General features: G+C 67.0%; 11 protein-coding genes. 8 read left to right on the top strand and 3 right to left on the bottom strand.

Annotation, left to right across the window (positions count from 1 at the left end; all coding sequences use genetic code 11):
• The first annotated feature begins 212 nt into the window (after positions 1-212).
• The 4 genes from RTI28_RS02095 to RTI28_RS02080 all read left to right on the top strand — a co-directional run bounded on the left by RTI28_RS02095 (position 213) and on the right by RTI28_RS02080 (position 5,276).
• Positions 213-755, top strand: coding sequence for a fimbrial protein (locus RTI28_RS02095; RefSeq protein WP_316918899.1), 543 nt, complete (start codon positions 213-215; stop codon positions 753-755).
• 66 nt (positions 756-821) lie between these two features.
• Entirely contained in the window at positions 822-1,562 is a 741-nt protein-coding gene (locus tag RTI28_RS02090; RefSeq protein WP_316918898.1) for a molecular chaperone, read from the top strand.
• A 34-nt stretch (positions 1,563-1,596) separates the two neighbouring features.
• Positions 1,597-4,113: a fimbria/pilus outer membrane usher protein gene (locus RTI28_RS02085; protein ID WP_316918897.1), complete on the top strand. Its 2,517-nt coding sequence runs from the start codon at positions 1,597-1,599 to the stop codon at positions 4,111-4,113.
• Between the two features lie 56 nt (positions 4,114-4,169).
• Entirely contained in the window at positions 4,170-5,276 is a 1,107-nt protein-coding gene (locus RTI28_RS02080) for a fimbrial protein (protein WP_316918896.1), read from the top strand.
• Between the two features lie 12 nt (positions 5,277-5,288).
• Here the strand turns inward: RTI28_RS02080 and sixA are convergent, their stop codons facing one another.
• The 3 genes from sixA to RTI28_RS02065 are packed head-to-tail and all read right to left on the bottom strand — an operon-like array spanning position 5,289 to position 7,133.
• A complete protein-coding gene (gene sixA / locus RTI28_RS02075) occupies positions 5,289-5,744 on the bottom strand; it encodes a phosphohistidine phosphatase SixA (protein ID WP_316918895.1) in 456 nt (151 codons plus the stop codon).
• On the bottom strand, positions 5,741-6,088 hold the full coding sequence (locus RTI28_RS02070; RefSeq protein ID WP_316918894.1) for a DUF4389 domain-containing protein: 348 nt from the start codon (positions 6,086-6,088) through the stop codon (positions 5,741-5,743). The genes sixA and RTI28_RS02070 overlap by 4 nt, the downstream gene beginning before the upstream one ends.
• Positions 6,089-6,107: 19 nt before the next feature.
• Positions 6,108-7,133, bottom strand: coding sequence for an NAD(P)H-dependent glycerol-3-phosphate dehydrogenase (locus tag RTI28_RS02065; RefSeq protein WP_316918893.1), 1,026 nt, complete (start codon positions 7,131-7,133; stop codon positions 6,108-6,110).
• A gap of 200 nt (positions 7,134-7,333) precedes the next feature.
• Here RTI28_RS02065 and RTI28_RS02060 point away from each other — a divergent pair, with 200 nt between their 5' ends.
• The 4 genes from RTI28_RS02060 (at position 7,334) to fabA (ending at position 12,910) form a co-directional block, all read left to right on the top strand.
• The gene (locus RTI28_RS02060) at positions 7,334-9,379 is read left to right on the top strand and encodes a TonB-dependent receptor plug domain-containing protein (RefSeq protein WP_316919110.1); all 2,046 of its coding nucleotides are present in this window, start codon (positions 7,334-7,336) and stop codon (positions 9,377-9,379) included.
• Positions 9,379-10,272 (top strand): ABC transporter substrate-binding protein, encoded by an 894-nt coding sequence (locus RTI28_RS02055; RefSeq protein WP_316918892.1) that lies wholly within the window; start codon positions 9,379-9,381, stop codon positions 10,270-10,272. Before RTI28_RS02060 ends, RTI28_RS02055 begins: the two co-directional genes overlap by 1 nt.
• On the top strand, positions 10,269-12,185 hold the full coding sequence (locus tag RTI28_RS02050) for a response regulator (protein WP_316918891.1): 1,917 nt from the start codon (positions 10,269-10,271) through the stop codon (positions 12,183-12,185). The genes RTI28_RS02055 and RTI28_RS02050 overlap by 4 nt, the downstream gene beginning before the upstream one ends.
• Before the next feature lie 209 nt (positions 12,186-12,394).
• The gene (gene fabA, locus RTI28_RS02045; protein ID WP_042123398.1) at positions 12,395-12,910 is read left to right on the top strand and encodes a 3-hydroxyacyl-[acyl-carrier-protein] dehydratase FabA; all 516 of its coding nucleotides are present in this window, start codon (positions 12,395-12,397) and stop codon (positions 12,908-12,910) included.
• Positions 12,911-12,915 lie beyond the last annotated feature (5 nt).

Raw genomic sequence — 12,915 nt, 5'->3', positions numbered from 1 at the left:
CCTCCTCGATCACCAAGCCCACTCACAAACACCGCTTGGTTGACCTGGCACATCGCCTTTTCCTACATACCCCGCCAAAGCCCGCAAATAGACTCCCCGCCCTGTAGGTCAACGCCTCGACCAATACCGGAGCAGTCCTACAAACCGTGACACCCCTACCCTGAAACCCGCGCAGGAATTGCCATTCACTGCGCCAACATTCTGGTTCGATCATGAAAACGTTCTTAATCGCTTTACCCCTTCTCCTCGTCGGTACCTCGGCCTTCGCCACCACCGGCACCATCAACTTCAGCGGCCAGATCAACGGCAGCACCTGCTCGGTGGAGGTGGTCAATCCGGACAGCGGCGCCGTCGGCAACCTGGTGCAGATGGGCGCGCCGCTGGTCAGCGACTTCCCCGCCATCGGCAGCGAAGCCGGCGGCCGCAGCTTCGCCCTGCGGGTCAAGGGCGAATGCGGGCTCAGCGCGGACGATCCCAACTACGCCACGGTGAAGTTCGGCGGCATCCAGGGCGGCGCCGGCGCCGACCAGTCGCTGTTCGGCATCAAGCCCGGCGCCGGTACCGCCAGGGGCGTGGCCGTGGCCATCAGGGACCGCACCGGTACCCAGGTGAGGAACGGTGAAGACTCTGCCCAGTACCCGCTGAACGCCACCGGGGCCAGCGACCTGTTCTTCACCGCGGTGTACCAGTCCACCGCCGCGGTCACCGCCGGCTCCGCCGACGCCGACGTCGCCTTCATCGTCAGCGTCAACTGACCCTGCCGCCCCCGGGCGCGACAACGCCCGGGGGTCTGTCCCGCCCAACGTTACAGGTAGCTCTCCATGTTCACCCTTCCCCGTCCTTCGCGCCGGTCGCACGCGGCTGTCCTGCTGTTGCTGATCACCTGGCTGCCCGCCAGCCAGGCGGCGCTGAGCCTGGCCAGCACCCGGGTGGTGTTCGACAGCGACAAGCGCAGCGTGTCCGTGCTGGTCAACAACCCCAGCGACAGCACCTTCGCCGTGCAGACCTGGGTCAATACCGATGCCGACGACACCACCAGCGCGGTCCCGCTGATCGCCTCGCCGCCGCTGTTCCGCATCGATCCCGGCAAGGAACAGCTGGTGCAGATCAGCGCGCTGCCCGGCGACCTGCCCAACGATCGCGAGTCGCTGTTCTTCTTCAACGTCCAGGAGATCCCGCAATCGCGCGGCGAGCAACGCAATGTCCTGAACATCGCCCTGCGCACACGCATCAAGCTGTTCTACCGGCCCAGCCAGCTGGGTCACGACCCCATGGGCCGCCTCGGCGAACTGCGCTGGTCGCTCGAACGCGCCGAGGGCAAGGCGTACCTGGTGGTGGATAACCCGACGCCCTTCCATTTCTCCTTCAGTCGCCTCGAACTGCGCAGCGGCGAGCGCCTCAGCCAGCCCGCCGGCGCGCCGATGGCGCTACCGCTGGCGCGCCAGCGCTTCGCCCTCGAATCCGCGGACATCGGCAACGATGCCCTGGTGACCTTCACCGCCATCAACGACTACGGCGGCTACAGCGACCCGCTCAGCATGCCGCTGCAGCCGACGCGCTGAGCCCTTTCCCCCGACCGTCTTCAGGAACCCGCCCATGACTGTCTCTCCATGGCGATGGCGCCTGCCCGCGCGCCATCCGTCCGCCCGCCTGCTGGCCACCGGCGGCGGCCTCGCCCTGTGCCTCGGCGCCGTGGCACCGGCCGCCGGCTTCGTCGGTTTCGAGTCGAGCTTCATGCACCAGGCCGGCCAGCACGACCCGGAGGCCGGCAGCCTGGCCCTGGACAGCCTGGCCATGAGCACCGCGCTGGTCCCCGGGCACTATCCGGTGGAGGTGCTGGTCAATCTCGACAGCCTCGGCCAGCATCGCCTGGCGTTCAGCGCCGACCCCGCGGGCGCCGATCTGCAGCCATGCCTGCCAGCGGCACTGGTGGCAAGCCTCGGCCTGCGCGGCGACAGTCTGGCCCACCCTGCCGACCTGCTTGCGGACTGTGTCGACCTGCCGGCGGCGATTCCCGGCGCCCAGGTCGAATTCGACGCCAGCAAGCTGCAGCTGCTGCTGTCCATCCCGCAGATCGCCCTGCGCCGCGATGCCAGCCTGGCCACCCGCCCGCAGGACTGGAGCGACGGCATCGATGCCGCCTTCCTCAACTACCAGATCTCGGCCTACCAGGGGCACAACCGCTTCGGTGGCAGCTCCAGCGACCAGGACGTCAACCTCGATGCCGGGGTCAACCTCGGGCCGTGGCGCCTGCGCAGCAACCAGGCACTGCGGCGCAACGACCAGGGCGTGCGCGAATGGACCCGGGCCTTCACCTATGTGCAGCGCGACCTGCCTGGCACCTTCGCCAACCTGACCCTGGGCGAAACCTTCACCCAGGGCGACATGTTCCGCAGCGTGCCGATCAGCGGCCTGCTGATCGCCTCGGACCTGGGCATGCTCTCCGACCAGCAGCAGAGCTACGCCCCCAGCGTGCGGGGCGTGGCCTACAGCCGGGCGAAACTGGAAATCCGCCAGAACGGCTACCCGATCTACAGCACCTACGTCAGTCCCGGCCCGTACCAGATCGATGACCTGAGCAGCAGCGCCGGCAGCGGCGAACTGGAAATCATCGTCACCGAAGCCGACGGCCAGGTGCGCCGTTTCACCCAGCCCTATTCCACCCTGGGCAACCTGCTGCGCGACGGCGTCTGGCGCTACAGTGCCGCGCTCGGTCGCTACAACAGCGCCGGGCAACTGGACGATCCGCTGCTCTGGCAGGGCACCCTGGCCATGGGTGGGGTGTTCGACTCGACGCTGTACGGCGGCCTGATGGCCAGCGCCTTCTACCGCGCCGGCAACCTCGGCGTGGCCCGCGACCTGGGCGGCTGGGGCGCGCTGGCCGCGGACCTGACCCATTCCAGCGCCGACCTCGACCGCCAGGCGAGCGGTCGCGTCAGCGGTGTGAGCTACGCCCTGAAGTACGGCAAGTCGTTCGCCAGCCGCACCAATCTGCGTTTCGCCGGCTATCGCTATTCCACCGAGGGCTACCGCGACTTCGACGAAGCCTTGCGCCAGCGCAGCCAGCACAGCGGTTTTCGCGGCAGCCGGCGCAGTCGCCTGGAAGCGGTGGTCTACCAGAACATCGGTGGCAGCAGTGCGCTGAACCTGAGCCTGTCGCAGCAGGACTACTGGCGCAGCAGCTACCAGCAGCGGCAGTTCCAGTTCAACTTCAATACCCAGCACCGCGGGGTCAGCTACAACCTGTTCGCCACCCAGTCGCTGCGCGAGCAGCGCGCGGCCGGCGACCGCCAGGTGGGCCTGAGCGTGACCCTGCCGCTGGACTTCGGCCGCCGTCCGGCCAGCGCCACCTTCGACGTGTTCAGCAGCGGCGGCCGCGCCAGTCGCCGGGCCAGCCTCAATGGCCGGCTGAACGATGACAACCTGAACTACCGGGTGTCGCTCGGCGACGAGCACAACCGCAACCGTTCCGCCGCCCTCGCCGTCGGCTACCAGACCGCCCACGCCAGCCTCGGTGCCGGCTACAGCCAGGGCAACGACTATCGCGCGCTGTCGCTCAACGCCAACGGCGCGCTGCTGCTGCACGCCGGCGGCATCACCCCGGGGCCATACCTGGGCGAGACCGTGGCCCTGGTGGAAGTGCCGGGGGTCAAGGATGTCGGCCTCCTCAACAGCGGCAATGTCCGCACCGATGGCCGCGGTTACGCCCTGCTGCCCTACCTGCGCCCGTACCGCAGCAACCAGGTGGTGCTGGACACCGATCACCTGGGCCCGGAAGTGGAGATCGCCAACGGCGCCACCCGCGTGGTGCCGCGTCGCGGTGCGGTGGTCAAGGCCAGCTTCGAGGCGCGCAGCGTGGAGCGCCTGGTCCTCACCCTGCACAGCGCCGACCGGCAGCCGCTGCCGTTCGGGGCCCAGGTCAGCAACGAGCGCGGCGACATCCTCGGCGTCGTCGCCCAGGCCGGCCAGGTCATGCTCAGCACCGAGGTCGGCAGCGAGGCCCTGACCGTCCGCTGGGGCGCCCGCGACATCAGCCAGTGCCGCCTGCCGATCGACACCCGCAGCATGGCGTCGATCCAGGGCTACCGGCTGCAGTCGCTGACCTGTCAATGAACCCGTCTAAAACAGCCAGCGCCGCGAACTCAGCGCGGCGTCGGAGGAGGAGCAACATGCGCCTATCGATACGCCATCTGCTGGTCTGCACCGGCCTGTGCTTGTGCGCCACGGTCCAGGCCGAGGCGAATACCAGGGACGACAGCCAGGGTTGCCACTGGGCCGACTACCGGCCGCCTGGCCCGTCAACCTATTCCAGCAAGCTCGGTAGCCGCTACGTGCCGCGCGATGCCCCCATCGGCACCGCGATCATCACCCAGGAGGTGCGTGGCGAAGGCCTGGGCCAGGCAACGCCGAACCTGTTCTGCTACAAAAGCAGCAGCCTGGACAATTACTTCTTCGACATGCTCAACAGTGCGCCGCTGTTCGAAGGCGAACTGCCCCCGCTCAACGGCGAGGACCTCACCGGCAAGGTCATCAAGACCTCGATCCCCGGCGTCGGCGTCCACCTGCGCGTGGGGTTTCCCTTCACCGGAAAGGCGGTCAACGAATTCAGGACCGTGGGCGAGCCGATCGTCCCCTTCAGGGGCCTACTCGAGCACCAGAGCGTGGGCATCATCGTCTTCGGCCGGCTGAACCTGGTCCTCAGCCTGATCAAGACCGGACCGATCCCCCCCGGCATCCATCACTTCGACAACCGCCCGCTGCTGGTGGGCACCGCGAGTATGGTCGGGCGAGTGTTCGACTGGCACCTCGAAGGGCAGATCGTCCAGTCGCAGTGCAGCCTGCCGAGCAATCCGGTGAGCGCCGACCCGGTGCAACTGGGCACCTGGGAGCGCAACCACTTCACCGCCCCCGACGTCACCACCAGCGCGGTGCCGTTCCACATCACCCTGAGCGACTGCCAGGACAATCCGGAGAACAACGTGGCGACCGCGCACATCCGTCTCGATGGGGTACGCGGTTCGACAGCGGTGGATGCCGAGCGCGGCATCTTCAGCCTGAGCAGCGACTCGTCCGCCGCCGGCCTCGGCATCCAGATGCTCATGGCCGACGGCATCACCCCGGTCCCGCTGGGCCGGGATGTGCCGCTGCAAGTGATCGCGCCGTCCGGCACGACGGTCCTGCCGTTCAGTGCCCGCTACTACCAGACCGGCAGCGCGCCGCAGGTCAGGCCGGGCACGGCCAGGGGCGCGCTGAGCTTCACCGTCAGCTACCAGTGAAACGCCGGCGCGTCAGGCGTGGTGCAGCGCTTCGAGGGTCATCAGACCGGCCAGCGCCGCATCGCCCTGCAGCTCGGCCAGGCTGGCGGTGCTCATCGGCTCGCCGGCCTGGCGGCTGCCGTGGACCAGCAGGCCGAGCAAGCAGCTCACCAGCGGCTGGTGGCTGACCAGCAGGACGTTGTCCAGGTTCAGCGCGTCGAGTTCGGCGATGACCCGCGCCGGATCGCTGTCCGGGGTCAGCCAGGACACCGTCGTCAACGGTTCGCCGAAGCCCAGGGCATCGTGGACCAGCGCCGCGGTCTGCTGCGCGCGCACATAGGGACTGGCGACGATCGCATCCAGCGGCTGGCCGAGCAGATGCGCGGCACTGCGCAGGACCTGCTTGCGCCCGTGCGCAGTGAGGTTGCGCTGATCGTCACTGCGCGCCTGGGGTTCGGCCTCGCCGTGACGCAGCACCCAGACCTTCACAGCTTCGGCTCCTCGTCACGCACCGGGTGTGCGGCGGGCGGCACGCTGTGCGGCGCTTCGCCGTCGGCCGGGCGCGGCGTCGGCCAGTCGGCGAACGGCCAGGGTTTCTGCTCGGTGTGGAAGCTGCCGAAGCGACCGATCTGGGCGAGGAACTGGCTGAGGCTGTCGCCGAAATTCATCAGGCTGGCGTTGGGTGCGCCGTAGACCAGGCGGTAGACCAGCTGCACCAGCACCAGCGCGCCGAGCAGGGTCACCGCGACCTGCCACACCAGCAGGAACAACAGCATCCAGAGAACCCGCAGGACGATCGACTCACGCTGCATCTGGTTGGGGGATTCGCTCATCTATGTGCTCCTGTTTCGCTCAATTGAAACCACTGGTGGAAATGAAATCGACGTCGGTCTTCGGCTCGCCGCGCATCAGCAGCTCGATGACCTGGTTGAGCGTGCGGCCCTCGAACAGGATCGCGTGCAACCCGGCCACCAGCGGCATGTACACCTGCACCTGCTGGGCCTTGGCCTTGAGCACCTTGAGAGTGTTGACCCCTTCGGCCACCTCGCCGAGGCGATTGACCGCCTCGTCCAGGCTCAGGCCCTGGCCGAGCGCGTAGCCGACCTGGTAGTTGCGGCTCTTGGGCGAGGAACAGGTGACGATCAGGTCGCCGACCCCGGCCAGGCCGAGGAAGGTCATCGGGTTGGCGCCCTGGCTCACGGCGAAACGGGTCATTTCCGCGAGGGCGCGGGTGATCAGCATGCTCTTGGTGTTCTCGCCCATGCCCAGGGCCACCGCCATGCCGGCGATGATGGCGTAGACGTTCTTCAGCGCGCCGCCCAGCTCGACACCGAAGCGGTCGGCGCTGGCGTAGACGCGGAAGGTACGCCCGTGCAGCACGGCCTGGACGCGCTGGCAGAGTTGTTCGTCTTCGCTGGCGACCACCGTGGCGGTCAGCGCGTGCTCGGCGATTTCCCGCGCCAGGTTCGGCCCGGAGAGCACGCCGATGCGCGCCTTGGGCGCGATGTCTTCGAGAATCTGGCTCATCAGCTTGAAGGTCTGCGCCTCGATGCCCTTGGTCAGGCTGACCAGCATCTTGCCTTCGAGCAGATCGGCATGGGGGGCCAGGACGCTGCGCAGGGCACTGGACGGCAAGGCGACGAAGATCAGCGTGCTGCCCTGCAGCACGGGCAGCAGGTCGCTGACCGGATCGACGCCTGGATGGACCTTGATGCCCTTGAGATAACGCGGGTTCTCCCGGGTCGTGCGCATGGCCTCGGCCTGCTCGGGGTCGCGCATCCATTGGCGTACCCCGACACCGTTTTCGGCCAGCAGATTCGCCACGGCGGTACCGAAACTGCCGCCTCCGAGAACCGCAACAGGTTGCTGTTCAGTCATATCCAATCCATTAAAACCATAAATAAGTGGCGAAGCCGGCATTATACGGAGCCCCGCGACCAGCGCCAGATCACTGGAAAATGCCGGCTGGTCAGTTAACATTGCCCGCTTGTCCCATCGATCAAGGCCGCCCCGTGCACCCAGGCCCGCGCCCCGCGTCTCCCTACTTGCTGCTTGCCGCCCTGCTCGGCGCCCCCGCCATGGCCGACGACCTGTTCGTCGACAGCCAGGCCCTGCCCGAGGTATTGACCGCCACCCGCCTGAAACAGTCCCCGGCCGCGGTGCCCGGCAGCATGACCGTGCTCGACGCCGAGCTGATCAAGGCCAGCGGTGCCCGCGACATTCCCGAACTGCTGCGCCTGGTGCCGGGGATGATGATCGGCTACGGCGCGGGCAACCAGCCAACGGTCAACTACCACGGCAGCAACGTCAACGACGCCCGGCGCATGCAGGTGCTGATCGACGGCCGCTCGGTCTACCGGGCCGGCCTGGCCACGGTGGACTGGAGCGACATTCCCCTGGCCATGGAAGACATCGAGCGCATCGAGGTGTTCCGCGGGCCGAATACCGTCAGCTACGGCGCCAACGCGCTGATGGCAGTGGTCAACATCCTCACCCGCAGCCCGGCCGACAGCCATGGCACACGGCTCAAGGTGACCCGCGGCCAGCGCGGCATCGACGATTTCTACGCCAGCCAGGGCATGGGCTGGGACGGCGGCGACCTGCGCCTGTCGCTGTCGGGCATGCAGGACGACGGCTTCGACGAGAACCGCTTCGGCAACGACTACCGTGACAGCCGCCGCCTGACCCGCTTCAACATCAGCGCCAGCCACACCCTCGACCCGAGCCAGAGCATCGACTGGCAACTGTCGGCCAAGGAAGGCGCCAACCAGCGGCCCTATACCTACCAGCCTGTGTTCCCCTACGTCACCGAGCGTGGCGACAATGCCGACGTCAAGGCCAAGGACTACGCCGGCTCGGTGCGCTGGAACATCGATTTCGACCCGAGCCACAGCCTGTACATCCAGGGTTCGGCGCAGCACTGGGATCGCCAGCAGGTCTGGCGTGCCTGCGACGCCCAGTTGGCCTTCAGCCCCGAACTGACCCGGCTCTGGCAACTGAACCCGGACTACGCCGAACAGGTGGCGCGCAACGCCAACCGCCCGCCGCCCAATGCCGACCCGGTGCTGCAGGCCCTGGCCACCCAGGTCGGCCAACAGTGGAACAACGGCGGCAGGAACGTGGTCTGCGGCGACGTCGACCAGAGCACCCGGGAAACCCGCTACGACCTGGAGATCCAGGACACCCTGAGCCTGGCCGACAACCTGCGCCTGCTCAGCGGGATCAACTACCGCTACGACCGCGCCGACTCCGAGACCTACTTCAACGGCAGCCTCGACGACCAGACCTGGCGCCTGTTCGGCCAGCTCGAATGGCGGGTCGACGAGCACTGGATCGTCCAGGGCGGCGCCATGTACGAGAACTCGCAACTGGCCGGCGACTCGCTGACCCCGCGCCTGGCGCTCAACTACCTGATCACCCCGCGCCACGGCCTGCGTGCGGTGTACTCCGAGGCAGTGCGCTCGCCGGACATGTTCGAGAACAACGTCAACTGGAGCTATCGGGTCAGCAACCTGACGCCACCGGCGTTCGGCCAGCGCACCGCCGAGTACTTCGTCAAGACCCGCGGCCCGGGCAATCTCGACCAGGAACGGATGCGCTCGCGGGAGCTGGGCTACAACGGCTACTTCGCCGATCTCGACCTGAGTGTCGACGTCAAGCTGTTCTACGACGAAATCACCGGGATGATCAGCGAGCCACTGCGCAACAACCAGTACATTGCCAGCAACAGCAACAATGCCCGCTTCAGCGGCAGCGAGGCGCAGTTGGACTGGCGCCTGAGTCCCGCCGACCGCCTGCGCCTGACCTACGCTTACGTCGACGCCGCGGCCAGCAACCCCGACGACCAGCGCCTCAGCGCGCGCAACAGCGGTTCCGCCGGCTGGATGCGCGACTGGGGACGAGGCTGGTCCAGCGCCCTCTTCTATTACGGAGACGATGCCCTGAACCAGTACCGCTTCGAGCGCATCGACCTGCGCCTGGCCAAGCGCTTCACCCTGCCCGGCGGCAGCCTGGAACTGGCCGGCACCCTGCAGCAGCGTCTCGACGACGAACCCACCAGCAACATCGACAACCGCTACGACAGCCGCCACCTGCTGTACCTCAGCGCGGAGCTGGAATTCTGATGCGCCTGTGGCGGCGCTGCCTGCTGCTGGTCCTGCTGTGGCCCCTGGTGTCCTTCGCCGGCGGGGAAATTCTCCTCACCGGCGCCCAGGACAGCAGCGGCGTGCGCGACTTCGTCCAGGCCCTGAGCGAGCGCCGGCCGAAGGACAAGGTGCGCTTCCTGCCGCTGGCGCAACTGCCGCCCCCTAGCCAGCTGCCGGCCACTACCCGGCTGATCCTGCTCGACCCCCAGGCTCTCGACTGGCGCCTGCGCGAGCCGGCCGGGCCGCCGGCCCTGGTCCTGCGCATCAGCCGGGTCCAGGCCCAGCAACGCCTGGGCGAGCTGCGTCCGCCCTACCTCAGCCTGCTGTGGAGCGACCCGCCGCTGGCCAGGCAGTTGCGCCTGATCCAGTACCTGCTGCCGCAGGCCCGGCGGGTCGGCGTGCTGTATGGCGAACAGAGCCGCTTCCTCCTCGATGAACTGCGCCAGGCGGCGCGCCCGCTGGGCCTGGAGATCGACGCCGAGCCCTGGCCCGACCTGCGCGACAACCGGCCGTTGCAGACCCTGCTCAAGGACACCGACGTGCTCCTGGGCCTCGACGATCCGCTGCTGTACAACCCCAAGACCGCGAAAAACCTGCTGCTCAGCGCCTATGCCCGGCAGATGGCGCTGATCGGCCCGAATGTCGGCTTCGTCCGCGCCGGCGCCCTGGCCAGCACCCTGAGCGACCAGAACGACTGGCTGGCAGTGCTCGACCGCCTGCTCGACCAGCCCGCGGAGCAATGGCCGCGCACGCACTACCCCGAACACTTCAGCGTTTCCGGCAACCAGCAGGTCGCCCGTGCCCTGGGCATCGAGCCGATCGACCCGCGTGCCGCCGGCCAGGCCGTGTCAGCAGGAGAACCCATTCGATGAAAGCCTGGGACATCAGTACCCGTACCCAGATGATCAGCCTGGGCCCGGCCCTGGTCCTGACCCTGCTGCTGATCAGCTTCTTCACCTTCGTGCGCATCCAGGACCTGCGCCAGGAGCTCAACCACACCGGTCAGCTGATCGCCAACCAGCTGGCGCCTGCCTCGGAATACGGGGTGATCTCCGGCAACGACGAAGTGCTGGAAGGCCTGATGCGCGCCACCCTGACCATCCCCCACGTACGCTTCCTGGAAGTGCAGGACAACGCCAACCACATCCTGGTCTACGTCGAGCAGCCCGACGAGCACGTCAACCGGGCGCAGCAGGTGGAAGTGTTCCAGGCGCCGATCCGCCTGCAGCGCATCAGCCTCGACGGCGATTTCCTGCACAACCCCGAGCAGCCGTCGAACATTGCCGCCGACGACTACCTGGGACGGGTCATCGTCGGCATGTCCAACGACGCCTTCAGCCAGCGCCAGCAGGAAATCGTGATCAAGGCGGCGATCCTCGCCCTGTTCGCCCTGCTGTTCACCTTCCTCCTCGCCCGGCGCCTGGCGCGCAGCCTGTCGACCCCGATCAGCGACATGGGGCATGCGGTCAAGGCGATCCAGAAAGGCGATTTCGACACGCCGCTGCCGGAAGTCGACGACAGCGAGCTGGGGCACCTGGCGCGGCACATCAACAACCTCGCCAGCGCCCTGGCCCAGGCCTCGCGCGAACAGCAGCAGGCCATGGCGCAGATGATCCAGGCCCGCGAGGAGGCCGAACAGGCGAACAAGGCCAAGTCGGACTTCCTGGCGATGATGAGCCACGAGCTGCGCACCCCGATGAACGGCGTGCTGGGCATGCTGCAACTGCTGCAGACCACCGAACTGAGCGACGAACAGGCCGAGTACAGCACGGTGGCCAGCGAGTCCACCGGGCACCTGCTCAAGGTCATCAACGACATTCTCGACTTCTCGCGCATCGAGCGCACCGCGCTGCAGCTGGAGCAGATCGATTTCAACCTCGCCGAACTGATCGGCAACTGCGTGCAATCGTTCCTCCACACCGCTCAGCAACGCCAACTGGCGCTGCAGCTGGAAATGCCCGAGGGCCTGGAGCAGTTGCAGGTGTGCGGCGATCCGACGCGGATCCGCCAGGTGCTGGTCAACCTGATCGGCAATGCGCTGAAATTCACCGAGCACGGCAGCGTCCAGGTGCTGCCGCGCTGGCAGGTTCTGGATCGCCAGCTGATCTGGTTCACCTGCGCGGTACGCGACACCGGCATCGGCATCGACAATGCCCGCCTGGAAACCATGTTCGTCGCCTTCCAGCAGGCCGACAGCTCGATTTCCCGGCGTTATGGCGGTACCGGCCTGGGCCTGTCGATCGCGCGCAACCTGGCCGAACGCATGGGTGGCAGCCTGCGCGCGGAAAGCCGCGAGGGCGAGGGCTCGACCTTCACCCTGGAAATGCCCCTGACCCTGCGCCTGCCCGCCCTGGCGCAAGCACTGCCGGACAACGGCCAGGCCGACGGCGATGCCAGCGGCCAGGCGATCCTGCTGGTGGAGGACAATCCGGTCAACCAGGCGGTGATCCAGGCCATGCTGCGCAGCCTGGGTTTCGAGGTCTGTGTCGCCGCCGACGGCGCCCAGGCCATCAGCCTGGTGGCCCGGCAGCGCTTCGCCGCGGTGCTGATGGATTGCCGCCTGCCGATCGTCGATGGCTACGAGGCCACCCGGCGCATCCGGCAGATGCCCCAGTGCCGCGATCTGCCGATCGTCGCCCTGACCGCCAACGCCTTGCAGGGCGACCGCGAGCGCTGTCTGGCCAGCGGAATGAACGATTACCTGGCAAAGCCCTTCAAACGGACTGATTTGCAGCAAATTCTGCAGCGTTGGGTGCCCGGTCAGGCAGTCGCGACTGGCGAATAATGCTAAATTGCGGCAGTCTTAGAGGCCGGAACTGACCTAAGAAAGGTCTGTCGGAAAAATTTCAGTGCACAAGTGTACATCTTCGTCCGCTGTGCTGTGACTTTCACTACAACGCAATAGTCTATGAGTAGGCTGCCGCCTCAGACCAAGGGTTCTGGGACGGTCGGGAAGAACTGCCCCTGCCGCACGAGGATTATTGAGGAGCTCGCATGACCAAACAAAACGCCTTTACTCGGGAAGACCTGCTGCGCTGCAGTCGCGGTGAGCTGTTCGGCCCAGGTAACGCGCAACTGCCCGCCCCCAACATGCTGATGGTGGATCGCATCACCCACATCAGTGCCGAGGGTGGCAAGTACGGCAAAGGTGAGTTGGTCGCCGAGCTGGATATCAATCCGGACCTGTGGTTCTTCGCCTGCCACTTCGAAGGCGATCCGGTGATGCCGGGCTGCCTGGGCCTCGACGCCATGTGGCAGCTGGTCGGCTTCTTCCTCGGCTGGCAGGGTCTGCCGGGCCGCGGCCGCGCCCTGGGCTCGGGCGAAGTGAAGTTCTTCGGCCAGGTACTGCCGGAAGCGAAGAAGGTCACCTACAACATTCAAATCAAGCGCGTCCTGAAGGGCAAGCTGAACATGGCCATCGCCGATGGTTCGGTCAGCGTCGACGGTCGCGAGATCTACACCGCCGAAGGTCTTCGCGTCGGTGTCTTCACCTCCACTGACAATTTCTAAGGGTT

The organism is Pseudomonas sp. zfem002 (assembly GCF_032621685.1).
GTDB classification, from domain to species: Bacteria; Pseudomonadota; Gammaproteobacteria; order Pseudomonadales; family Pseudomonadaceae; genus Aquipseudomonas; species Aquipseudomonas japonica.
The sequence above is the reverse complement of the archived record's forward strand: the minus strand, read 5'-3'. Positions and strand labels throughout refer to the sequence as shown.